Annotated in this window: 17 protein-coding genes and 1 pseudogene; 16 read left to right on the top strand and 2 right to left on the bottom strand. The window is 53.1% G+C overall.

The features are described 5' to 3' along the window. Positions 1–4 precede the first annotated feature (4 nt). The 13 genes and pseudogenes from pxpB to zapA all read left to right on the top strand — a co-directional run bounded on the left by pxpB (position 5) and on the right by zapA (position 15,461). Positions 5–724, top strand: a complete 720-nt coding sequence (pxpB, locus tag PAECUDRAFT_RS06200; protein ID WP_006037270.1) for a 5-oxoprolinase subunit PxpB — start codon at positions 5–7, stop codon at positions 722–724. Continuing rightward, the gene (locus tag PAECUDRAFT_RS06195) at positions 721–1,761 is read left to right on the top strand and encodes a 5-oxoprolinase subunit C family protein (RefSeq protein WP_006037269.1); all 1,041 of its coding nucleotides are present in this window, start codon (positions 721–723) and stop codon (positions 1,759–1,761) included. The genes pxpB and PAECUDRAFT_RS06195 overlap by 4 nt, the downstream gene beginning before the upstream one ends. A 32-nt stretch (positions 1,762–1,793) precedes the next feature. After that, positions 1,794–2,558, top strand: coding sequence for a 5-oxoprolinase subunit PxpA (locus PAECUDRAFT_RS06190; protein WP_006037268.1), 765 nt, complete (start codon positions 1,794–1,796; stop codon positions 2,556–2,558). A gap of 28 nt (positions 2,559–2,586) precedes the next feature. After that, complete coding sequence (locus PAECUDRAFT_RS06185; protein WP_006037267.1) at positions 2,587–3,015, top strand: gamma-glutamylcyclotransferase family protein; 429 nt, start codon at positions 2,587–2,589, stop codon at positions 3,013–3,015. A gap of 137 nt (positions 3,016–3,152) precedes the next feature. Then, complete coding sequence (locus PAECUDRAFT_RS06180; protein WP_040711844.1) at positions 3,153–4,772, top strand: copper resistance CopC/CopD family protein; 1,620 nt, start codon at positions 3,153–3,155, stop codon at positions 4,770–4,772. 38 nt (positions 4,773–4,810) lie between these two features. After that, complete coding sequence (locus PAECUDRAFT_RS06175) at positions 4,811–5,656, top strand: sensor histidine kinase (protein ID WP_006037265.1); 846 nt, start codon at positions 4,811–4,813, stop codon at positions 5,654–5,656. Beyond that, entirely contained in the window at positions 5,646–6,359 is a 714-nt protein-coding gene (locus tag PAECUDRAFT_RS06170) for a response regulator (protein ID WP_006037264.1), read from the top strand. Before PAECUDRAFT_RS06175 ends, PAECUDRAFT_RS06170 begins: the two co-directional genes overlap by 11 nt. Before the next feature lie 126 nt (positions 6,360–6,485). Continuing rightward, positions 6,486–7,232, top strand: coding sequence for a YcnI family copper-binding membrane protein (locus PAECUDRAFT_RS06165; RefSeq protein WP_006037263.1), 747 nt, complete (start codon positions 6,486–6,488; stop codon positions 7,230–7,232). 1,018 nt (positions 7,233–8,250) lie between these two features. Further along, positions 8,251–8,388, top strand: a pseudogene (locus PAECUDRAFT_RS26685) (transposase); the annotation flags it as partial. A 162-nt stretch (positions 8,389–8,550) separates the two neighbouring features. Beyond that, entirely contained in the window at positions 8,551–8,835 is a 285-nt protein-coding gene (locus tag PAECUDRAFT_RS26305; RefSeq protein ID WP_233516732.1) for a hypothetical protein, read from the top strand. A 443-nt stretch (positions 8,836–9,278) separates the two neighbouring features. Continuing rightward, positions 9,279–10,313: a phenylalanine--tRNA ligase subunit alpha gene (gene pheS, locus PAECUDRAFT_RS06155; protein WP_006037260.1), complete on the top strand. Its 1,035-nt coding sequence runs from the start codon at positions 9,279–9,281 to the stop codon at positions 10,311–10,313. 22 nt (positions 10,314–10,335) lie between these two features. After that, on the top strand, positions 10,336–12,777 hold the full coding sequence (pheT, locus tag PAECUDRAFT_RS06150; protein ID WP_006037259.1) for a phenylalanine--tRNA ligase subunit beta: 2,442 nt from the start codon (positions 10,336–10,338) through the stop codon (positions 12,775–12,777). A gap of 149 nt (positions 12,778–12,926) precedes the next feature. Beyond that, complete coding sequence (gene zapA, locus PAECUDRAFT_RS06145; RefSeq protein WP_006037258.1) at positions 12,927–15,461, top strand: cell division protein ZapA; 2,535 nt, start codon at positions 12,927–12,929, stop codon at positions 15,459–15,461. 110 nt (positions 15,462–15,571) lie between these two features. On the opposite strand, the gene PAECUDRAFT_RS06140 is transcribed toward zapA, so the two are convergent. Both PAECUDRAFT_RS06140 and PAECUDRAFT_RS06135 read right to left on the bottom strand, forming a co-directional pair. After that, positions 15,572–15,952, bottom strand: a complete 381-nt coding sequence (locus PAECUDRAFT_RS06140; RefSeq protein ID WP_006037257.1) for a cupredoxin domain-containing protein — start codon at positions 15,950–15,952, stop codon at positions 15,572–15,574. A gap of 187 nt (positions 15,953–16,139) precedes the next feature. After that, positions 16,140–16,514 carry a phage holin family protein gene (locus tag PAECUDRAFT_RS06135; protein ID WP_006037256.1) on the bottom strand — a complete coding sequence of 125 codons (375 nt, stop codon included), beginning with the start codon at positions 16,512–16,514 and terminating at the stop codon, positions 16,140–16,142. 169 nt (positions 16,515–16,683) lie between these two features. On the opposite strand from PAECUDRAFT_RS06135, the gene PAECUDRAFT_RS06130 reads away from it, so the two are divergent. The 3 genes from PAECUDRAFT_RS06130 to PAECUDRAFT_RS06120 all read left to right on the top strand — a co-directional run bounded on the left by PAECUDRAFT_RS06130 (position 16,684) and on the right by PAECUDRAFT_RS06120 (position 20,186). Next, positions 16,684–19,050, top strand: a complete 2,367-nt coding sequence (locus PAECUDRAFT_RS06130; protein ID WP_006037255.1) for an endonuclease MutS2 — start codon at positions 16,684–16,686, stop codon at positions 19,048–19,050. A gap of 13 nt (positions 19,051–19,063) precedes the next feature. Then, positions 19,064–19,483 carry a DUF350 domain-containing protein gene (locus PAECUDRAFT_RS06125; RefSeq protein ID WP_006037254.1) on the top strand — a complete coding sequence of 140 codons (420 nt, stop codon included), beginning with the start codon at positions 19,064–19,066 and terminating at the stop codon, positions 19,481–19,483. Positions 19,484–19,610: 127 nt separating this feature from the next. Then, a complete protein-coding gene (locus PAECUDRAFT_RS06120; protein WP_006037253.1) occupies positions 19,611–20,186 on the top strand; it encodes a hypothetical protein in 576 nt (191 codons plus the stop codon). The last annotated feature ends 43 nt before the right edge of the window (positions 20,187–20,229 follow it).

Here is a 20,229-nt window from a genome sequence, read left to right as displayed (position 1 = left end):
TGCAATGACGTGGAAAATCTATCCGCTCGGTGATCGGGCGCTTGTCGCGGAGCGGGAGGAACCGGAGAAAGCTGGCGATTGGGCAATGATGGCCGCCGGGGCGGATGCGCTGCGGGAGAGCCGCATTCGAGGAATCATTGACATCATTCCGGCATACACGACGGTGACGGTCTTGTATGATCCGATCGTAGTCGCTTTAGGAAGGCCAAAGGATTGCGAGCCCTATGCGCTGCTCGTTCGCGAGATACAGCGACTGCTGGCGAACGTGGCGGCTGCGGAGCAGACTGTCGCTCGCCAAATGGACATTCCGGTCTGCTATGGCGGCAGCATGGGACCGGATCTGCTGGAGGCGGCCGCGCGAAGCGGATTGCGCGCGGAGGCTTTCATTCGAGCGCATGCCGAAGCGATTTATACGGTTGCGCTCGTCGGTTTTGTGCCCGGCTTCCCGTACATGACAGGGATGCCGGAGGGGCTTGCTCAGCCGCGCCGCAGCAGTCCAAGGTCGCGGGTACCCGCGGGCTCGGTCGGCATTGGCGGCGGGCAAACGGGCATTTACCCGCTGGCGGTGCCAGGCGGGTGGCAGTTGATCGGCCGAACGCCGCTGCGGCTGTTCGATGCCGGCCGGGAACAGCCGGCGCTGCTGCGCGCTGGCGATCGCGTGCGATTCGTGCCGATTGATGAGGCACGCTTCCGCGAGCTGGCGCGGGAAGGGGTTGAAGCATGAGTCTACATATTGTGAAGCCTGGACTATATACGACGGTTCAGGATTTGGGGCGTGAAGGGCACCGCTCCGCTGGCTTATCCGGCGGCGGCGCAATGGACCCGTATGCCATGCGCGTAGCGAATTTGCTTGTCGGCAACGAGGAGTCAGCAGCAGGCTTGGAGCTGACGCTTCTAGGGCCGACCATGACCGCGGCGACCGAGCTTCTGGTCGCCGTCACCGGCGCCGATATGGCGCCGCGGTTGGACGGCCGCGAGCTTGCGATGTGGCGCCCTGTGCGCGTGCCGGCAGGCGCGACGCTGACGTTCGGCGCGGCGCGCCTTGGCTGCCGCGCCTACGTGGCGGTCACCGGCGGCATCGGCACGCCGCCGGCGCTCGGCAGCCGCAGCACTGACGCGCGCGCCGCCATCGGCGGCATCGCCGGTCGGCCGCTGCGCGCCGGCGATGCCGTGCCCTGCGGCTCCGCCGCAGGGGCGGGCGCCCCCTCCGCGTGGGCGACCGCATGGCTTGCGGCGCTGGCACAGCCACGCGCCGCAGCTTCATGTACGGGCCGCCCATCAACTGGGGCGGCCTGGTATGCACCGCCGCAAGCCTATGGCGGTGCAGGGCCTGACGGCATCGAGCTGCGCGTGATGCCGGGCAGCGAATACGGGCAGTTCACAGAAGCTGCCCGCATTGCCTTTCTCAGCGAACGTTACCGCGTCTCGGCCGCTTCCGATCGAATGGGCATACGGCTCGAAGGCTCGCCGCTTCCAAGAATGGAACGATTCGAGCTGCCATCGCACGGCATTGTGCCTGGCGTCATTCAAGTGCCCGACGGCGGCATGCCGATCATGCTTGGAGCCGATTGCCAAACGACAGGCGGCTATCCGAAGCTTGCGCATGTCGCTTCCATTGATCTTCCGCTGCTTGCGCAGGCCAAGCCTGGCGACGATATTCGCTTCCGCCTAATAGACCTGCAAGAGGCGCAGCGCCTTCTTCGCAAGCGCGAAGCGGAGCTTCGCGCTTTGGCAGCAGCTATTTCGCTGGGCTGCCCTTAAGGAAATAACGTCTAGTAAAGGAAGGTACGAACATGTCACAACGATCCGTCGATTTGAACGCCGACTTCGGTGAAGGCTTTGGCGCCTACGCCTTTGGTCAGGATGACGCTCTGCTTCCCTATGTAACGAGCGTCAATATTGCTTGCGGCTTCCATGCCGGCGATCCGCATACGATGCGTGCAGCGGTGAACAGCTGTATACAGGCAGGGGTCGCAATCGGGGCTCATCCGGGACTGCCTGATCGATTAGGCTTCGGGAGAAGGGAAATGGCAATCACGCCGCAGGAAGCTTACGATTTTGTGCTTTATCAGGTTGGAGCGCTTAAAGCATTCGTTCGGACTGCCGGTGGACAGCTTCGGCACGTGAAGCCGCATGGCGCGCTTTATCATATGGCCAATAATCAGGCAGAGATTGCTCACGCGATCGCACGTGCTGTGCGCGACCTAGATCCACATATGATGCTGTACGCTCAGTCTGGAAGCATTCTGCTGGACATTGCAAAGTCGCATGGCTTGCGTACAGTTTCGGAGGTTTTTGCCGACCGAACGTATCAAGCGGACGGCAGCCTGACCCCACGCTCGCAGCCGAATGCGGTGCTGGATAGCACAGAGGCTGCCTTGCAGCAAGCGATTCAGATGGTGAAGCACGGAACGGTGCTCACAGCTGGCGGGCGTGAGGCGGCAATTATGGCACAAACGATCTGTTTGCATGGCGATGGCCCGCATGCCGCACAATGGGCGGCAGCGATTCGGAATGGCCTTGAAGCGGAAATGGTCCGTGTGCAAGCGCCGCAATAACGAGAAGATTTGAAGGGAGTGCTCAAGCATGGAAATGAACAGCCGCACAATCAGAGTGTTCATATACGGATCGCTGCTTCCGGCGCAGCATAACCGGCATGTCGTCGATTCCTATGTGCTGCATACGGAGGAGGGACGAATTGCAGGACGGCTTGTTGATTTTGGCCCCTATCCAGCACTCGTTAGAGATGCGATAGCGAAGCGAGAATCGTCGTATGTCATCGGACAGTGGATAACGGTCGATCGGAATGGGTTGGCTGCAATGGATGTGCTCGAAGATTTCATTGGCTATGAAGAGGAAAACGATTACGATCGCGTTTGGGTCCGTGACCTGGATTACCCCGACCGTTCGGGCTGGGTTTACGTATGGGCAAACGACCGCGATTTTCCGCCTATCGCTGCAGCGTTCTGGCCTGATTTTTATGCAGCCAAAATCAATCGGTCATCCCTTGCTTAATTCGCGTGCGAACAGCTTGCTTGTTTCATGAACGTTCTGATAATGTTCAAATTATAGGCGGAATGTAACGTCATAATTTTGTAAACTAAGGCTGGACGCGCTTTTTTGACACGCGAAAGGATGTGCCGATTTTGATTATGAAACGCTTTACGCTTAGTTTAATGCTTCTCCTATCCTTGCTGCTGTGGTTGTCCCCGATTGCGGACGCACACGCCCAATTGCTAGAAACGATTCCGGAGGCTGGCGAGCAGCTTGCAGCCAGTCCTCCTTCTGTTCAACTTACGTTCAATGAAGCGATAGAAACGAGCGTTGGAGCGATTGAAGTGCTCGACTCGCAATCGCGGCCCATTGATCCGAATGCGACGATTCAAACCAATGCAGACCATACGCAAGCAACGGTCGCGTTGCCTAAGCTTAAGGAAGGCGTGTATACGGTTACCTACCGTATCATTTCCGAGGATGGCCATCCGGTGAATGGTTCTTACGTGTTTATCGTCGGCAATCCGCCCGAGGCGAAGGATGCTTCGACCTTCGATCTCCATGCCCAAACTGGACATGCCGGACATGAGGCGACCGCGGCCCAATTGTCGCCGGCTGAATTCGTATTGTATGCGGTACGCGTATTTTATTATGGCGCTCTGCTATTAGCGACTGGTATCGTGCTATGGTCGGCAATGATACGATTCGATCGAGCAGAGGCCCAGCCTATTGTTCAAAAATGGTCGCTGCTTTCCATGCGAGCTTTATTATTCGCTTCGATCCTTTATGTCTTCTTCCACGCGCGCGAGGTGATGGAGGGACAGCCTCTCGATGAGTGGGCGCGGCTGTTTACCCGCACAGGGGTAGGGATGATATGGCTGGCTGCAGTCGTCCTCTCCTTGATCGGCTTTATGATTTTACGCGGAGGGCGATATGTTCGCTTCGCTTGGGTGCTTGTGCTGCTTGCAGTGGAGAGCTGGAGCGGCCACGCTGCCGTCAATAATCCGAAGGCGCTCACCGTAGCGCTAGATGGCGTTCACTTGCTAGCCGCAGCGATATGGGCAGGCGGACTAGCCTTGCTTCTCGTTCTTTGGTTCCAAGACCGCAAAGAGGCTGGCCGTTTCGCTACGCGCTTCTCGGGCGGTGCGGTGCTCTCGCTAGCTGCCTTAGTGTTGACTGGCGTTGGCATGACCTTGCTTTTCTTACCGAAGCTTTCCTATTTATGGCTAACTGCATGGGGCGTCTTATTGGCCATCAAAGCAGGATTGGCGCTGCTCGTTATCGTTGCCGGCGTATTTCTGCGATTGAGGGTAAGGCGTGGAGATCTGCCAGCTCCAGGGCTGTTGAAAACCGATGGCCTTCTGATGGCTTGTATCATCATCATTACGGCATTGTTTACGTATGTAAGCCCGCTGCCGCCGAATGAACCTGTTAGCTATCACCAAATGGGCTCGAAGATGCATGTGTCTCTCCGCGTAACACCCAACAAGCCTGGCGATAACAAGGTTACGCTCAAAATATGGCTGCCGGAGCAGACAGGCGAGCCGAAGTCGGTCGTGCTGCGGTTCCGATCAGAGAAACACCCGGATGCCCCGATCGATATACCGCTGGAAACGTATAAGGATGATGAATTTGACTCTTTTGATGGCTATGTCAAAGCAACCTACCGGACGGAAGGGCCATACATTCCATATCCTGATCTGTGGACGGCAGAGATTCGCGTAATGGATAAGGAAGATAACGAATTGGTTGAAACTACGACATTCCGTAATTACTAAACGGCTGCGAGATACGCGCGTTAATGAGGTGGGCCATAATGTCCTATGCAAAAATCAAATGGTTGATTCTGCTGCTGCCGACAGTAGCAACGGGGATTTGGGAGTATGTGCGGCATCAAGCGCTGCTGCCCTACCTGTCTATGGAGCTTGGCAATGTGCTGACGCCATTTATCGTACTGCTGGTTACGCTCACCTTGTTGACGAAGCTGTTCCGTATGCTGGAGGAGACGCTGAATCAGCTTCAGAAGGGACAGGCGATGAAGGCTGCTTTCGAAGAACGGGAGCAGTTGGCTCGCGAGCTGCACGATGGCATATCGCAATCGCTTTTCCTTATGTCTGTGAAGCTGGATAAGCTCGAAAGGGCACAAGATAGCGATGATCGAGCAGCTGCTGCAGAGCAGATCAGAGCGACGGTTCGCCATGTCTATGAGGATGTTCGACAATCGATTGCCAACCTGCGGACGGCCCCTGTCACAACAGATGTGCCTTGGATGTCTGCGATTCGGGGATTGGGAGATGAAGCGAATGCTAATGGCATTCACACAACGTTAGACTGGCGGCTGTCGGATGGCATGCTTACGGGCAAGGAGCAGGTAGAGCTGTTAGCCATTTTGCGCGAGTCCGTCATGAATGTGCGCAAGCATTCGAACGCCAGCACCTTATTAGTGGAATGCGAGCCTTTTGGCAGCGGGTTTCGAGCTGTGGTCCAAGATAATGGAAGTGGCGGCGAGCAGACTGATTTTTGGGCTAAAGGCAGGTTCGGCATACGCATGATGCGTGATCGCGCCGTTGGAATGGGCTGGACATTCACGATTACAGGCAGCAAGGATCAGGGAACGAAGGTCGAAATCGTCAACAAACGAGGTGGCGGACATGAAAAATAAAGAAATATCGATTCGCGTGCTGTTGGTTGACGATCATCCGCATGGACGAGAAGGAATGCGTGATATTTTGTCAGCCGATTCGTCGTTTGAAATTGTCGGAGAAGCGATGAGCGGAGAAGAAGCCGTAGCGCTCGTTGAATATTTAGAGCCCGATCTTATCCTGATGGATATTCGAATGCCGGGAATCGGCGGTTTGGAAGCGACGCAGCGCATCAAGGCGAGCTCGCCCGCGGCCAAGATTGTTATGGTTACGGTGTCTGATGACATTACGGATCTTTTTGAAGCAATCAGGCGAGGCGCACAGGGCTATTTGCTCAAAAACTTAATGCCATCCGCGTGGCTTGAATATTTGCGTGCGGTAGCCATCGATGAAACGCCAATGTCCAAGGAACTTGCCGGGCGTCTGCTGCAAGAATTTACGGGATCAACCTCTGCAGTAGGAACACAGACTGCGGAAAAGGCGATTACGCCGCCGCAGCCGGACAAGCACGCTGCCAATCGCCGTACAGCAGCTACGCCGCTTACTGATCGGGAGAAGGAAATTTTAGAGCGCGTGGCTTACGGCGATTCGAACAAGGAAATCGGGGCAAAGCTTGGCATTTCCGAGAACACGGTCAAAAACCATTTGAAAAACATCCTACAAAAGCTGCACCTCGATAATCGCGTGCAATTGGCAAGATATGCGCATGAGCAAGGGATATAAGCAGGCGCCTGCACAAATTTGTCACACTCGATAGCCCTTTCGAGTCATGCCGACGACTTTGGCTGAGGCTATACTAAGTCCAGGTCAAAGAAGCGGTCCGTATTTTAGAAGGGATGTCGATGAACGATGAACATGAAAATCAAGATGAAAAAGCTTGCGGTTGCGGCAACAATGGCAGTTTGCTTGCTGATGTTTGCAGGTATTGCGAGTGCGCACGTTACGGTTCAACCACAGGAAGTGCCGGCAGGCTCTTATCAAGTGATGTCCGTACGCGTACCAAGCGAAGAAAAAGGAACTACTACGGTCAAAATTCAAGTGAAAGTTCCGGATCAAATCAAGGTTAGCCGCGTCGAGCCTAAAGTAGGCTGGAAATACACGCTTGAGAAAGATGCGGAAAGCAAAATTACGAGCATTACATGGACGGCTGATGGTACGGGCTTAAGTGAAACCGAATTTACCGATTTCCGCGTTAACGGCAAGGTGGCCGACGATGCCAAAGAGCTCGTATGGAAGGCCTACCAAACGTATGCTAACGGTACGCTCGTTGAGTGGGTAGGCGGAGACGGGGCTGATAAGCCAGCTTCCGTAACAATGGTTACAGCAGCTGAAGCGGGTAGCGACGGCCATGGCCACGGCTCTTCCGCAGGCGCTGCCGACAACAAGTCGGGGGATACGTCCGTATCCTCTGGAGACACAGGCAAAGCTGAGACAGGTACGGACAGCGGCAGCGCAGGAGCGGCGGAAACAGCTGCAGATACTAATGCTAATGCCGGCGATGATTACAATGCAACGCTTCCGCTCGTATTGTCAATCGTAGCTGTAGCGCTTGGCGCCATTGCTCTTGTGATTTCCCTAACGCGCAAAAAGCGTTAATCTTCGAGGCAACTATAGCGGTAGTCATCGCTGCCGCTTTATCGTTTGCAGACCGTTATTCCTAGAGCATTTGATCACAAATGCTGATGGGATAACGGTCTTTCATTTTTTTGTGTGGAAAAGCTAGTGTTCGGACAACCTATTGCGCAAAATAGCTCTCCCTGAGTGAAATGCTTATATCATCAAAGGTTCCAAATGACATCACCAGGTTGCTATCGTTTCTTGAAAGAATTTGTTTCGTTTCATCGACGACCTGCTGTTAATAGCTACGCTCTACTATCGTTACGTTGAGGAGGGCGACATGAATCAACTAGAGCTAACCAGATCCTATCAATAGTGGTTTATTTTATCAGTTGAGGCTTTTCACTATCATGATCATTTTCGAAAGTCACGGCAAATTTATAACCCACTGGACCGTTATGGCCACATGCCCCTAATGACCAAATGACCAAAGACTTGAACGAGCTCAATTGACTTGAATGTTCCTAACGGCTTAAACGTTCCCAATGAATTGAAGGAATTTACGATTCCTACTCCTAACGACTTGGATGCTTCTAATGACTTGAATGCTTCTAATGACTTGGATGTTACCAAAGACTTGAACGAGCTCAATGGCCTGAATAATCTCGATAGTCTCCATGTCCTCAATGTCCTAATGTCCTCAATGTCCTAATGTCCTCAATGTCCTAATGTCCTCAAATGTCCTAATGTCCTCAATGTCCTAATGTCCTCAAATGTCCTCAATGCCCTCAATGCCCTAATGTCCTCAAATGTCCTCAAATGTCCTCAATGCCCTCAATGCCCTAATGTTCCCATGTTCTCAACGGCCCCTTTTTCATGATATAGGCATTTCATTCAGGGAAGCCTGTTTTTTGTGATGGAGAGCGGGGCTTCGCTATCAAAAGTGATTAAAAAACATCTTGAAATAAGAACATACGTTCGATATAATTAAGTCATAAGAACGATAGTTTCTATTTTGTAAGGGGTGAGCCAATTGTCTACGTATATTAATGATTTTATGTCGCAGTTTCAAGATGAAGCGGCTTGTCGTCAGTATATGTTTCAATTGCGCTGGCCAAATGGCTTTTGCTGTACACGATGCGGACATGATTCCGCTTCTTATATAACGACTAGGGATTTGTATGAGTGCGTGCTCTGTAAGGCGCAGATTTCAATTACATCCAACACGCTCCTTCATCGCACGAAATTGCCGATGTCGTATTGGTTGTTTGTGTTTTATTGGTTCACAACGGAACAGAATTGCTCTGCGCGTAAGCTATCAGGCCTATTGTCTATTCATTATAGGACTGCGCTTCGCATGATGCATATCGTGCGTGAAGCGATGCGCGATTGGAACGGGACGGCTACGGGTCTGCTTTCAGCTCCAGCGAGTGAGGAGCCTTCGTCGCCGATGACGGTTGTTCACCGTGCCGTAAAGAGGCTTGGAGCTCGTGCGAGAAAGCACATGGTGTCAAAGTATCGTCGAATTCGTTATTGGCAGCGGTATGTAGATGAATTTATTTTTCGAAAGCAAGCAGGCGTATCAAGCTTTGAAACGGTGGAGCCGATGCTGCATCGAGCGGTTTCGTTTTCTAGTGCGTAGCCGCGTTCTCGATGCTTTAACGAGCGGCTTGCGAAGGAGTGTGCCTAATTCACTGGTTTTGCTTGCTTTGATGCTAACGAGTTGGCTATAATAAAGGGCAATAGATGGATTGCGATGACGGAGAAGAGTACACAGTGCCGAACGAACAGGGAGAAGACGCCGGAGATTGAGAGCGTCTTTACGAGGACGGTCTGTCGAAGTTCGCTCCCGAGCAGACTTTTGAACGCGCGCCTATTAATGGGCCGTATGTAGGGAGTCCGGCGCCGGCCGTTATCCGGTAAGAGAAGCTAAGTTGTTTCTTTCATATGGTATGGTAACCATATGAATGCTAATGCGCAGCTCAAAATAGGGTGGTACCACGGTCCTTTCGTCCCTAACGGGGAGGAAGGGCCTTTTTTGTATTTGGAGCGATAGCGCTCCGATCACGATGGAGGGATTCAGGCATGAAAGAACGTTTAGAGGCGCTTCGTACGGAAGCGCTACAGGAGCTGCAAGGGGTTGCAAATCCACAGCAATTGAATGATTTGCGAGTTAAGTATTTGGGAAAAAAGGGCGCATTGACGGAAATTTTGCGTGGAATGGGCAGCCTTAGCGCTGAAGAACGCCCGATCATCGGCCAAGTCGGCAACGATGTTCGCGCTTCGATTGAATCGGTCATTAATGAGAAGCAAGAGACGTTCCTTCGCGAGGAAACGGAAACAAGGCTTCGTGAAGAAACGATTGACGTTACGCTTCCGGGGAACGAGCTGCCGACAGGAGCAGTGCATCCATTAAATAAGGTTGTACAAGAAATCGAGGATATTTTCGTAGGTCTCGGCTACACGGTCGCAGAAGGACCTGAGGTGGAAACGGATTATTATAACTTTGAGGCATTGAATTTGCCTAAAAATCACCCAGCTCGCGATATGCAGGATTCGTTCTATATTACGGATGAAATTTTGATGCGTACGCAGACTTCGCCTGTTCAGGTTCGAACAATGAAAGCAATGAATGGCAAATTCCCGGTCAAAATCATTTGCCCAGGCAAAGTGTATCGTCGTGATGATGACGACGCAACGCATTCGTTCCAATTTAATCAAATCGAAGGCTTGGTTGTCGGTCCCAACATCCGAATGAGCGATCTTAAAGGAACGCTGCTTCAATTCGTTCAATTGATGTTTGGCAAGCAGGCGCAAATTCGACTTCGTCCAAGCTTCTTCCCGTTCACAGAGCCGAGCGCAGAGGTTGATGTAACCTGCTCGCAATGCGGCGGCCAAGGCTGCCGGATGTGCAAGCAAACGGGCTGGCTTGAAATTCTTGGCTGCGGCATGGTTCACCCTCGCGTTCTGGAGATGGGCGGCTACGATCCGAACGAGGTGACTGGCTTTGCATTCGGCATGGGTGTTGAGCGGATTGCGCTTTTGAAATATGGAATCGACGACATCCGTCATTTCTATACGAACGATCAACGGTTTTTGAATCAATTCGGGCGTATGTGACGCAGAAGGGAATAGAAGCGAAATGAATGTATCTTATCGGTGGTTGAATGAATATATCGAGGTATCTGATTTAACGGCACGCGAGATCGCTGAGCAAATGACGCGCGGCGGTATCGAAATCGATGTTGTGGAGTCATTGAATAAAGGGGTAACCGGCGTTGTCGTTGGTTATGTCGTATCGAAAGAAAAGCATCCGGATGCAGACAAGCTGAACGTTTGCCAGGTTGATGTTGGAACAGGCGAGAATTTGCAAATCGTCTGCGGAGCTCGTAACGTGGATGCCGGCCAAAAAGTGCCAGTGGCCGTCGTTGGCGCAAAGCTGCCGGGTGATTTCAAAATCAAGCGTGCGAAGCTGCGCGGTGTGGAATCCCAGGGAATGATCTGCTCGGCGAAGGAGCTGGGCCTCAACGATAAGCTGCTTCCGAAGGATCAGCAGGAAGGGATTCTTGTGCTCCCTGCCGAGACGCCGATTGGCCAATCGATTGGCATCACGCTTGGCATCGATGACGAGGTTTTGGAACTGGATTTGACGCCTAACCGTTCGGATTGCTTGAGCATGCTGGGCGTTGCTTATGAAATAGCTGCATTGACTGGGCGGGAAGTGAAGCTTCCAAACACATCCGTGATGCATTCCGCTGATCAAGCCTCGGACCATATTTCAGTTTCAATTGAAGCAACTGAGCTGTGCTCGCATTACTCTGCTCGCTATATTCGTGGCGTAAAAGTAGCGCCATCGCCGCAATGGCTGCAAAATCGTCTGATCGCTGCAGGCGTTCGTCCAATTAACAACGTCGTTGACGTTACGAATTATGTCATGCTGGAATACGGACAGCCGCTACACGCATTCGACGCTGCTAAGGTAGCTGGAGGCCGCATCGTGGTGCGCCAAGCGAAGCCGGGAGAGACACTGACAACGCTCGACGATCAAGAGCGGAAGCTTGAGCCGCAAATGCTTGTTATTGCAGACGCCGAGAAGGCGATTGCCTTGGCTGGCGTGATGGGTGGAGCGAACAGCGAGGTTACGGCGGATACGACGGATATTTTGCTAGAATCGGCTCGCTTTGACGGCAGCACGGTCCGCAAAACTTCGCGTCAGCTTGGCCTTCGGTCAGAATCAAGCGCCCGTTTTGAGAAGGAAGTTGATCCAGGACGTGTTATTGCTGCCTTGAATCGTGCGGCTTCCCTACTCGAGCAATGCGCGGAGGGCCACGTTACTGAGGGAATCGTTGAAGCAATCACGAAAAATATTGAGCCATCGGTCGTACAAGTTGCGCTCAACAAAATAAACCAATACCTCGGCACCAGCTTGTCGAAGCTGGAAGTGGAGGCAATCTTCCTTCGTCTTGGGTTCGAAGGTTCGCTCGATGAGAACGGCGTATTTACAATTACGGTACCGACGCGCCGCGGAGAAATTACGCGTGATGTTGATCTGATCGAAGAGGTAGCGAGATTGTATGGATACGATAATATTCCGACGACGTCGATCGAAGGCAGCACGACGCCTGGCGCGCTAACGAAACCGCAAGCGATCCGCCGCGATCTGCGCAAGCGTCTTACGGATTCGGGTTTGAACGAAGTGATCAGCTATTCCTTCACTGGCCCGGAACGTACGAAGCTGTTCCCAGCGCTTACGAATGGCGCGGTTCCTGTTCGCTTAGCGATGCCGATGAGCGAGGACCGCAGCGTGCTGCGCACGTCGCTTTTGCCGCAGTTGCTTGAAATGGCGGTTTATAACCGGAACCGTAAGAATGAGAACATTGCCGTGTTTGAGCTCGGCAGCGTATTCCATACGGAAGAAGAAGTGCTGACGCACTTGCCGCAGGAAAAGCATCGGTTTGCATTGCTGCTGACAGGCAATGCGGTGCAGGCGCAATGGAACCGCAAAGCCGAGGCGTACAATTTCTATCATGCCAAAGGCGTTGTAGAGACGATTGTAAACACGCTGGGCATTAGCGGGTCGGTACGTTTCGAGGCTGCCCAGCCTGAAGGGTTCCATCCAGGACGTACGGCAGCGGTTCTGCTTCATACAGAAGCAGGCTGGACTACAATTGGCTATGTAGGCCAACTGCATCCTGCGCTTCAGCAGCAGTCGGATCTGCCAGATACCTATGTGGCAGAGCTGGATTTGGCTCCGCTATACGAGTATGCAGACTTCGCAATCGAGTATAAGACGCTGCCGCGTTACCCGGCGATGGAACGCGATATCGCTGTAGTGGTTGATACGGCAGTCCAAGCAGGCCGTCTGTTGGAAACTGCAAGTGAAACGGCTGGCGAGCTGCTGGAGTCCGTTCGCATCTTCGATGTTTACGCGGGCGAGAAGCTGGGAGCTGGCAAAAAGAGCGTTGCTTTGGCGCTCGTTTATCGTCATGCGGAGCGTACGCTTACCGATGAGGAAGTAACGGAGCTGCATAGCGCAGTTGTCACGAAAATCGAACAAACTTTTGGTGCAGAATTGCGGAAGTAGGCAGGAAACAATCAAAGCCACATCGAAATAGTTCCGAAAGGAACAGCGATGTGGTTTTTTTTCGCCTTTATCTATGCTGGTCGCGATAACGAATGCCGGGTTGACACCAAGAAATGCGACTTTAATTACTACTAGGAGGACAAGGTTTGATGGATGCCGATCGGACACGCGTAACGGTTGACATATACGGACATCAGTATAAGCTTGCAGGACGCTCCAGTACCGACTATATCAAGCGGATCGCAGCACTGGTCGACGAAAATATGCACAAACTAGCCAAAGGATATCCAAGGTTAGATATGCCCAAGCTGGCTGTTCTTGCGGCTGTACATATGGCTGAGGATCTTCTTCGATTACAAAAGGAAAATGATCGCTTGCTCGTTGAAGAAACGCGGAACGCCGTACTCGTAGAGGAAATTGAGCGGGTGCGCAACGAGGCAGGCGCATTGCAAGATATCGTTGTTGAAGCGGAAAACCGGATTGCAGCAGTGGAATTGGCAGCGAAGGAAGCATTGACGTCTCAGCAGCTAGAGCAGGACGAACAGATTAAAGCGCTTGTGGAGCAAAATCGGATAGCTCTCGAGCAAGCAGTAGAAGAGGCGAATGCGCTACACGCTGCAGCAGCTCAAGCAAGCGAGAACCAGCTTGAGCTAATGCAGCAGCAACTGGAGGCTGAGCTTGCAGCGCTTAAGGAAAGCCATTCTCAAGCATTAGCTTCGCAGCGGGAGGAATGGGGACGCCAGTTAACGTCGGCACGAGCTGAAGGCGAGCGGAAGCTGCAGGAGCAGCGGGTGTCAGCTGATCGGCTGCTTGCGGAGCAGCGGACTGCTTCTGAGAAGAAGCTGCAAGAGCAGCGAGCGGATAATGAGCGCAAGTCTCAGTCGCTTCGCGAACAAGCGGAGCAAAAGCGCCAGCAGCTGGAGCTTCAGTTGGCGGAGCTTCATAAGGCTGAGGAACGGCGAGATGCAGCCAATAAATCGGCGATGGAGCAGTTGAATGCTTCGCATAAAGCAGCTCTTGAGCAGCTGGATGCTGCGCACAAGGCAACGGTTGAACAGATGAATGCAGCTCATCAAGCGACGCTCGCACAGCGGCTTGAGGAACAGCAGGCAGAATCTTTGGCGCGGTTGCAAAAGCAGCAAGCGGAAGCAGCTCATCAGTTGGCAGAGCAGCAAACAGAAGCAGCTCGTCAGTTAGCAGAGCAGCAAGCAACGGCAGCCTTGCAGCTGAAGCAGCAGCAAGAAGAAGCGGCGCAGCAGTTGAGCCAGCAAAAGAGCGCGTTGGATGAGCGTCGTGCAGAGCAAGCAGCAGCGCTTGAGCGTATGCAGCAGGAGCAAGCTGATGCGTTCACGCTTGAATTGTTATCGCTGCAGGAAACGCATCGTCAGGAGCTGCAGGCACTTGAAGAGGCAAAGGCAGCCGAGCAGGAGACGGTTAGTCAACTGCTTCACAAGATTGAACAGCTGGAGCAAACTGCGCAAGACTCCGTACGCAAGGCTGAGCAGCGGATTGAGCAGGCCGAGCAGGCCCAGCTGGAGCTGCTGCAGCAAGCGGATGAGCGCGAGCATGCATGGAAAGCAGACTTTGCACAGCTGGAGCAGTCGTTCAAGAGCGAGCTTGAGCGTAAGAAAGCAAGCTGGCTTGAAGAGCGCGAGCAGATCGCAGATCACTTTGAACAAGAGATGGCTGTGTTGGCAGGCGATTATGACCAGGCTCAGAAGCAGCTGCAATCGGTGCTTGCTGCGAAAGAGGCGGAGCTTGCGAAAATTCGGAGTCTGCTAGACGATCAGGCGGCCGCAGGACAGCAGCGCTTCGAGCAAGCGCAAGCGCAGTGGGAGCGGCGGCTGGCGGAGCTAGAGGAGCAAATGCTCGCTGCAATGGAGCAGGAAGAGGGGCTTCGCGGTGCAATTGGACAGCTTGAAATCGAGCTGCAGGATCGGGAGCAAGTGTCTGGCAATGCATTCGAGCGACTGGAGAACGTACAATCGCAGCTGAAGGAGCAACAAGCTGAGCTTGACCGATTGTATGCCGAGCTTGCGAAGGAGCGCGATGGCCGTGAGCGCGCAGCTCGCGACAGCGATCAGCATGCGAATAAGGCGGAAGTGCTGGAAGGGCAGCTGAATCATCTGGCGGATCAGTTGGAGCTGCAGATTGAGCAGGCTGCGGCCGCATCGAGACTGCTGGGCATCCAACAGCAGGAGCAAACGCGCTTAAGCAGCCGCATCGTAGAGCTGGAGCAGTCGCTGCAGCAATATAAGCAGCGTGAGCAGGAATTGCTCACCCATACGGAAGCGCTGCAGCTCGAATCGGAAGAGCTCTTTAAGCTGAAACAAGAAGAGCTCGAGGAACAGCTGCGCAGGCATCATGAGAAGCTTGAGCAGCAGCTGCTTGAACGCGAAGAAGAGCTGTCGGACAAGCTGCAAGGTTACGAAGCGCATATGCGGTCGGTGTCACGCGAACTTGAGCAATATCGAGAAGCCGCTGCCGCAGGGGCAGAGCATGTCGAATCGCTTAGCGAGCAAATACAGTCGCTTGAGCAATCTCGGCAAGGCGCGGCAGCTGAAGCCGAGAGCCTTCGCAGCGAGCGCGCTCGCTTGCAAGAGCAGCTGGATAAGCTGCAGCAGGAGTATGCGAAGCTGCAGACCGAGTATAATGAGTGGATCGAGCTGATCGAGTCCAGCTAGTTGTACACAAACAAAATAAAGCGGATGCCTTCCGAGCGCAATCACTTTTCAAGTTGATTGCAACCGGAGGGCATCCGCTTTTTTTGATCCATTATCATCCTATGCTTGCGCTAGGAGACAATAATTTTAGCTTTCATTTTCGAATGGCCAGTGCCGCAAGCGATGTTGCAGTAAATGTTATATTCACCTGGCTTGTCGAAGGACAAAATTTTGGATTCGTTCGTTTGGATGGAGTAGCTTGTGTTTTCAATTTTGATGCCGTGGAAGCCTGACGATGACTTGACGGAAAGCTTGATGGCCTCGCCTTTTTTGACATGATATTCAGGCTTGTCGAACGCCCAGCTCTTCGCTTCGATGACGAGCTCGGTTGTTGCTGCAGACGGTTCGGAAATATTCTCGTTCATCGTAGTGGAACTAGCGCCGCACGCGCTGATGACCATGACGAGCATGGCAATAATTGCGACTCCGACTAATTTGCTTCTTAATCTCATTGTTAAAAACTCCCCTTTCTGTGCCATTGCATAGCATACCATGAATGACAGCATGTCTCCATTCCATTGTATACGAAAGCGGCAGCAGCCGGCAGTTACAATATGGTGAAGTTTCCCTCTCACTGAGCTGTCAAGACAATCCCCTTGCCTAATCAGGCAAGGGGATTAAGCTTTGACGAGCATTCGATTAACGGCGGTCGCGGTCGTAATGGCGGTCGTGGCCAGCCTCGAACGGCGTGCTAACCGGAATGAACAGATCGATGATCCCGATCGCAAGCGCTGCAAGAATGGCGCCAAGCCAAGTAACCGTAACGCCGCCTACGATGAACTGCGCTACCCAAATGACGACGACACTGGCGATAAATCCGACGATGCCGCGGCCGAAAGGCGTTACTTTTTTGCCAAAGATGCCTTCTACGATCCAGCCCAATGCAGCGATGACAAGGGCTAGGAATAGCGCGCTCCAAAATCCGCCGACACTAAATTGAGGAACAATAAAACCAACTACCATAAGCACGAGCGCCGCCACAATGAACCTTACGACATGGCCTAAAAAGTTCATTAGGTATACCCTCCTCTAATATTGGATCTCATGCACCAGCAGGTTGCCGGTTATGAGCTGTTCAATCATAGCGTACCCGAATGAGCAATTCGCATGTATGGAAGGTTACGTCATGGCATCCAGTTCCCGCATCAGCTATAATGGACGTTGAGAGGAGCTGTTCGAAGCCTTGGATCACAAAATTTTAAATACGATGGATTATTATAAAATGATACAAAAGCTGGCGGGCCATGCATTAACCTCGCTGGGAAAAGGAGTAGCCGAACAGCTGAAGCCAAGCTCGGATCTGTCGTTCGTTAAGCATTCGCTGCAAGCGACAGACGAAGCGTATAAAGCGGACCGGCTGAAAGGCACGCCGCCGTTTCGCGGCATTGTCGATTTAACGGCTTCGCTGAAGCGGGCGCGGATCGGCGGTACGCTGAATCCGGCTGAGCTGCTGGAAATCGCGGAAACGATACGGAGCGGACGCCGCGTGAAGAAGCATGTGCTTCAGTTGCACGACGACGATCCAATTCCGCTTTTGCATGACATTGCAGACTTGCTCTCGGAGCATAAGCCAACGGAGGATGCGATCTTCGCCTGCATTGATGACAATGCGGAGGTGATGGATCAGGCAAGCCCGGAACTGGCTTCCGTTCGTCGCGAGCTTCGCAACGGCGAATCGCGCATACGCGAGAAGCTGGAGCAGATGATTCGATCCAGCTCGGTGCAAAAGATGCTGCAGGACGCGATCATTACGCTTCGCAATGACCGTTACGTCATCCCGGTCAAATCAGAATACCGTTCCAACTTTGGCGGTATCGTCCATGACCAGTCCAGCTCGGGCGCTACGATGTTCATCGAGCCGGAAGTGATTGTATCGATGAACAACAAGCTTCGCGAGCTGAGAGCGAATGAGGAGCGCGAGATTGAGAAGGTGCTTCAGAAGCTGACCGCAATTGCGGCAGAGGTCAGTGACGACCTTTTGGCGGATGCTGAAGGTTTGGGGATGCTGGATTTCGCTTTTGCGAAGGCGCGGCTTGCTCATGAGCTGAAGGCTACATTGCCTCTAATGAATGACCGCGGCTTCCTGAAGCTGAAGCGCGGACGGCATCCTTTATTGGCAGCCGATGCTGTCGTACCGATCGATGTCGAGCTGGGCAATTCCTTCTCTACGATCATCGTAACCGGCCCGAATACAGGCGGTAAGACGGTGTCGCTGAAGACGATCGGCCTGCTCAGCCTGATGTCGATGTCGGGCTTGTTCATTCCAGCGGAAGATGGCAGCCAGATGTGCGTATTCGATGCCATCTATGCTGATATTGGCGATGAGCAAAGTATTGAGCAGAACCTTAGTACATTCTCCAGCCATCTGACGAACATTATTCGTATTCTGAACGCGATGACGCCAAAAAGCCTCGTGCTGCTTGATGAGCTGGGCGCCGGAACGGACCCTGCAGAGGGCTCTGCGCTTGCCATCGCAATTCTGGAGCATATTCACCGGAAGGGCTCGCGAATCGTAGCCACGACTCACTATAGCGAGCTGAAGGCTTACGCATATAATCGCAATGGCGTTATTAACGCGAGCATGGAATTTGATGTTGCAACGCTTAGCCCGACATACCGTCTGCTTGTTGGCGTGCCGGGACGAAGCAATGCATTCGCCATCGCTGAACGACTGGGGCTTAGTCAGCAAATCATTGATCACGCGCGCGGCGAAGTAAGCGAAGACGATATGCGCGTGGAGAATATGATTGCATCGCTCGAGGAGGATCGGCTTAGCGCCGAGACGGAGCGGCAGAGTGCGGAGTCGCTGCGCAGAGAGCTGGAGCAGCTTCGGGAGAAGCATGCTGCAGAGCAGCAGCGTTTCGAAGAGCAGCGCGACAAGCTTTTGCTCAAGGCGCAGGAGGAAGCGCGCGCAGCTGTTAGAAAAGCGAAGCTTGAAGCGGAGCAAATTATATCGGATTTGCGTAAATTAGCGCTTGAAGAAGGAGCGTCGGTCAAGGAGCACAAGCTGATCGAGGCTCGCCGGAAGCTGGATGAGGCTTCGCCGGAGCTGCATAAGCCGAAGCCGGCTGCGAATCGCAGCGGCAAGTCGGCCAAGATCGGCCCTGGCGATGAGGTTCGCGTCTACAGCTTGAATCAAAAAGGCAGCGTCATCGAGCTAACGGGATCGGAAGCGCTCGTTCAGCTTGGCATCATGAAGATGAAGGTTTCGCTCGATGATCTGGAGCTGCTGAAGTCAACGGAGGCTGCAGCGAAGCAGCAGCAGCCGAAACAGGCTGCGAGTTTGAAGCGCACGCGCGACGAAAGCGCAGCGATGGAGCTCGACCTGCGCGGAGCTTCGCTTGACGAAGCTTTAATCGAAGCGGACCGTTTCCTCGATGAGGCATTTTTGGCAGGCTTCGGCCGTGTACATCTCATTCATGGCAAAGGAACGGGCGTTCTGCGAAATGGCATCCAAGATTTCCTGCGCCGCCATAAGCATGTGAAGAACTACCGGATTGGCCAATACGGCGAAGGCGGCACTGGCGTGACGGTAGCCGAGCTTCATTGACGGGAGGAAACGGATGGAACGCGAGATTGATCGGCTTCTCGATATTCCGTTTGTAGCTTCGTTAGCTTTCGTATCGGTTGCCGTGCTGGCGCTAATTTTGTTTTTGTATATATTCGAGCTGGTTACGCGTTACGATTGCTGGGCAGAAATGAAACGAGGCAATCTAGCGGTAGCTATGGCGACTGGCGGGAAGATATTCGGCATATGCAACATCTTCCGATTTGCGATTGAAGCGAATGAATCGATCTATAAAAGCATGGGGTGGGCAGGGTTCGGCTATGCCATTCTGCTCGCCGCTTACTTTTTGTTCGAGTTCCTGACCCCCGTTTTTCGAATCGATGAGGAAATTGAGCGTGATAACCGCGCAGTCGGCTTAATCGCGATGCTGATTTCGGTATCCTTATCCTATGTAATCGGTGCGACCATTATCTAATACGGCCAAGGTGATCTGACGGATGAAATATTTATGGGGAACGTTATTTGCGCTTGCGATTTTATTTGTAGCATTCGGCATTTTTTATATGAAGCATAACTAGTAGAAGAGGTAGAGGTGAGCCAACATGGCGAAGAACGATCAATTGGACAATAACAACGTATGCCCGTGGTGCCATTCCGAAATCGTATGGGACGAGGAAATTGGTCCGGAAGAGCACTGCCCGCATTGCAGCAACGAGCTTTCCGGCTATCGTACGCTGCAAGTAGGTATTGAGCAAGAGGAGTCCGAAGTGTATGGTGAGGAAGCGTCGGAACAGCATCAACATCAGCATGAAGAGGAAGAAGACGACTGGGCTTCGGATGATACCAAAAAACAAGCCATGTCAGGAGACGGCTATCGCCATGCGGGCCGCGTCAACTTCGCCATCGAGGAATCGGTTCAACGCGTGCTAGACGATCAGCTTGAGATGCCGGAGTGCCCTTCCTGCCGAAGCTATATGATTGAGCTAGGCGTACATAACGTTACTCGCGATTTCTTTAAGCCGGCAGTGCCTTTTGCGATTGGCAAGCCGCTGATGGAGCCGCCATTCGAGACGGTTATGTTCGTCTGCCCGGCATGCTTCGAAACGTCAACGAAGCTGTCGCTCGAAAGCCGTCAACGGCTGACAAACCTGCTTCAGGAAGAAGCGGAGAAGCAATAACAGGCAAGCATGGCTCCCCCCGTTTTGGGACAACTTAGCTAGA

The organism is Paenibacillus curdlanolyticus YK9 (assembly GCF_000179615.1).
Taxonomy (GTDB): domain Bacteria; phylum Bacillota; class Bacilli; order Paenibacillales; family Paenibacillaceae; genus Paenibacillus_T; species Paenibacillus_T curdlanolyticus.
The sequence above is the reverse complement of the archived record's forward strand: the minus strand, read 5'-3'. Positions and strand labels throughout refer to the sequence as shown.

Bases quoted from the DNA above. Each gene is read 5' to 3' on its own strand.
- pxpB (WP_006037270.1), top strand. From the start codon at position 5: ATGACGTGGAAAATCTATCCGCTCGGTGATCGGGCGCTTGTCGCGGAG.
- PAECUDRAFT_RS06195 (WP_006037269.1), top strand. From the start codon at position 721: ATGAGTCTACATATTGTGAAGCCTGGACTATATACGACGGTTCAGGAT.
- PAECUDRAFT_RS06190 (WP_006037268.1), top strand. From the start codon at position 1,794: ATGTCACAACGATCCGTCGATTTGAACGCCGACTTCGGTGAAGGCTTT.
- PAECUDRAFT_RS06185 (WP_006037267.1), top strand. From the start codon at position 2,587: ATGGAAATGAACAGCCGCACAATCAGAGTGTTCATATACGGATCGCTG.
- PAECUDRAFT_RS06180 (WP_040711844.1), top strand. From the start codon at position 3,153: ATGAAACGCTTTACGCTTAGTTTAATGCTTCTCCTATCCTTGCTGCTG.
- PAECUDRAFT_RS06175 (WP_006037265.1), top strand. From the start codon at position 4,811: ATGTCCTATGCAAAAATCAAATGGTTGATTCTGCTGCTGCCGACAGTA.
- PAECUDRAFT_RS06170 (WP_006037264.1), top strand. From the start codon at position 5,646: ATGAAAAATAAAGAAATATCGATTCGCGTGCTGTTGGTTGACGATCAT.
- PAECUDRAFT_RS06165 (WP_006037263.1), top strand. From the start codon at position 6,486: ATGAACATGAAAATCAAGATGAAAAAGCTTGCGGTTGCGGCAACAATG.
- PAECUDRAFT_RS26305 (WP_233516732.1), top strand. From the start codon at position 8,551: ATGATGCATATCGTGCGTGAAGCGATGCGCGATTGGAACGGGACGGCT.
- pheS (WP_006037260.1), top strand. From the start codon at position 9,279: ATGAAAGAACGTTTAGAGGCGCTTCGTACGGAAGCGCTACAGGAGCTG.
- pheT (WP_006037259.1), top strand. From the start codon at position 10,336: ATGAATGTATCTTATCGGTGGTTGAATGAATATATCGAGGTATCTGAT.
- zapA (WP_006037258.1), top strand. From the start codon at position 12,927: ATGGATGCCGATCGGACACGCGTAACGGTTGACATATACGGACATCAG.
- PAECUDRAFT_RS06140 (WP_006037257.1), bottom strand. From the start codon at position 15,952: ATGAGATTAAGAAGCAAATTAGTCGGAGTCGCAATTATTGCCATGCTC.
- PAECUDRAFT_RS06135 (WP_006037256.1), bottom strand. From the start codon at position 16,514: ATGAACTTTTTAGGCCATGTCGTAAGGTTCATTGTGGCGGCGCTCGTG.
- PAECUDRAFT_RS06125 (WP_006037254.1), top strand. From the start codon at position 19,064: ATGGAACGCGAGATTGATCGGCTTCTCGATATTCCGTTTGTAGCTTCG.
- PAECUDRAFT_RS06120 (WP_006037253.1), top strand. From the start codon at position 19,611: ATGGCGAAGAACGATCAATTGGACAATAACAACGTATGCCCGTGGTGC.